The organism is bacterium (assembly GCA_037131655.1).
GTDB lineage: Bacteria > Armatimonadota > Fimbriimonadia > Fimbriimonadales > JBAXQP01 > JBAXQP01.
Window position 1 is genome coordinate 1 of record JBAXQP010000377.1, and the last position, 2,218, is coordinate 2,218.

2 protein-coding genes are annotated in these 2,218 nt (G+C 43.5%); both read left to right on the plus strand.

From position 1 onward, the window contains the following. Positions 1-243 precede the first annotated feature (243 nt). Positions 244-570: a TfoX/Sxy family protein gene (locus WCO51_12640; protein MEI6514100.1), complete on the plus strand. Its 327-nt coding sequence runs from the start codon at positions 244-246 to the stop codon at positions 568-570. 187 nt (positions 571-757) lie between these two features. Continuing rightward, positions 758-1,933 carry an ankyrin repeat domain-containing protein gene (locus WCO51_12645; protein MEI6514101.1) on the plus strand — a complete coding sequence of 392 codons (1,176 nt, stop codon included), beginning with the start codon at positions 758-760 and terminating at the stop codon, positions 1,931-1,933. Positions 1,934-2,218: the final 285 nt, after the last annotated feature.

A 2,218-nucleotide genomic window follows, 5' to 3' on the forward strand; every position in this document is an offset into this window, starting at 1 on the left:
GGTTGTCTATGAATATTCCTTTAAAAAGAAGAATATTTCTCTTCACTCTTGAATACTTTATAATATCCTGCTTAGTGCAACTGCGTGACGTTTTATTGTCCTTTAATGACCTCTACTTTAATCTGTCTGGCGGGGCATTCAGATGCAGTTGTTGTTTTGCTCATAAAAAGCGGAACATATTATACATAAAGCTCAAGATATCATAATAACAATTACTCTGCCAAAATAATGTGAGGCCAATATATGTCATCCGATCAAAACTTCATCGATTTCCTTACAGATCAAATGTCAGACGCCGGAATTATTACTTATAGGAAAATGTTCGGCGAGTACGCGATCTATTGTGACGGGAAGGTGGTTGCTCTTGTCTGCGATAATCAATTGTTTGTTAAACCAACCGTCGGCGGCAGGAAGTTTATCGGCGATGTGGTTGAAAAACCTGCTTATCCAGGAGCGAAACTGAGTTTTCTTATTGAAGATAAGTTTGAAGACCGCGAATGGATCAGCGATCTGATAACGATCACAACCGCTGAACTACCAGATCCCAATCCGAAAAAACGCCCAAAATAATTATATTGCCACGGAGGCTCAGAGATTTTTGGTTTGCGAATAATTAGCAACCGTCTTCAAATAATTCCCCATAAATAATATTTCAAAACCGGAGATTAATATTCCTTTGAAAAGAAGGACATTTCTCTTTTCTGTTGTATACTTTATTTATTCCAACTCGGCTGAAGGAGTGGGATAAGGTGAAAATATGAAGAATCGTTTATACTTAGTCGTATTCTGTGTTCTGATCGCTGTAAACATCAGTTGTGCTGCTACACGGCCAACAAAGGCACAGGTACGTGCCATTTTGAAAGCGGTGGAAGTAGGAAACATCGCAAAAGTCAGAGCTTTAATCCAATCAACCCCTTCACTCGTTTACGCAAAAGATGACTATGGGACTACCCCGCTTCATATCGCTGCCATTAATGGTAAGACGGATATCGCCGTGTTTTTAATTGATAATGGGGCTAATATCAACGCTCGACAAACGGATGGCTCGCCTCCATGGGGTATTGAAGAAGGTGACTGCTGCTGTTCAACAGAAGATTATGTTCAAGATACATATAATGGCTGCACACCTCTTCATTGGGCTGCTTTTCACAATTCGAAAAAGGTTGCGGAATTGCTGCTGTCCAAAGGGGCGCTCGTTAACCCAGGAGACAAACACGGCTCAACTCCTTTAACCTACGCGGCTCATAACGGTTGGGCTACTATTGCTGGAATGCTGATTGCCAAAGGGGCCAATGTCAATGTAGTAGGTTGGCATAAAAACCGCCCTCTCCATGAAGCAGTATCCGAAAAACACCCTCAAACAACAGAATTACTACTGACAAACGGTGCTTTAGTCAATGTTAAAGGAGAATTCGGAACAACTCCTCTTGACTCGGCAATATATAATAAGGATATAGCAATAGTCAAGCTGTTAGTTGCTCACGGCGCTGATGTGAATTTGCGGGATAATGAAGGGTCAAGGCGATTGTCTAGGCGATTGAATGAATACATAAGCACACCCTTTACGTTTGCTGTCGAAAACGAACAAGTTGAAATGATTAATTACCTTTTGGAGTATGGAGGGGATCCTAACGCGATATGTGACACTGTTGGGGATACGGTTCTGCATTTAGCCTCGTTTCGAGGCCAGGCATCGACGATCAAACTCCTACTCGAAAAGGGTGCTAAAGTCGAAGAGCGCAATTCTTTTGGAAACACACCCATCATGTCAGCGGCCGTAAAAGGGCACATAGAGATAGTCAAGTTATTGGTCTTGCATGGGGCCAATGTGAATGCCAAGAACAAAAAAGGCACTAGCGCCCTATCTTTCGCCCTATCCGGCAACCGCTATGATACTGCCGACTACCTACGTTCCGTCGGAGCAGAGGAGTAGATTTAAGGCATCGGCAATGATGCTGCCGATGCTCCATAGCGCTAGCGTCACGCCAGCTCTTTCTTTCAACATCCCAACGGGACGTCATTCCGAGCGTAGTCGAGGAATCTTCGGAAGACCCTTCGACTACGCTCAGGGTGACGTGCATATTGCACGTAGGGGGCAAAGCCTACTAACCCCCATTAACATCCTGTAATCTCCCTTGAAAGGAGAACATTCAGGGACATATCACCAATTACCTCTCCCCTTATTGACAGCATCAGCTTGAATGTCTGATAATTACCT

Excerpts from the sequence above, each read along its gene's own strand:
- WCO51_12645 (MEI6514101.1), top strand. The coding sequence starts at position 758 with ATGAAGAATCGTTTATACTTAGTCGTATTCTGTGTTCTGATCGCTGTA.
- WCO51_12640 (MEI6514100.1), top strand. The coding sequence starts at position 244 with ATGTCATCCGATCAAAACTTCATCGATTTCCTTACAGATCAAATGTCA.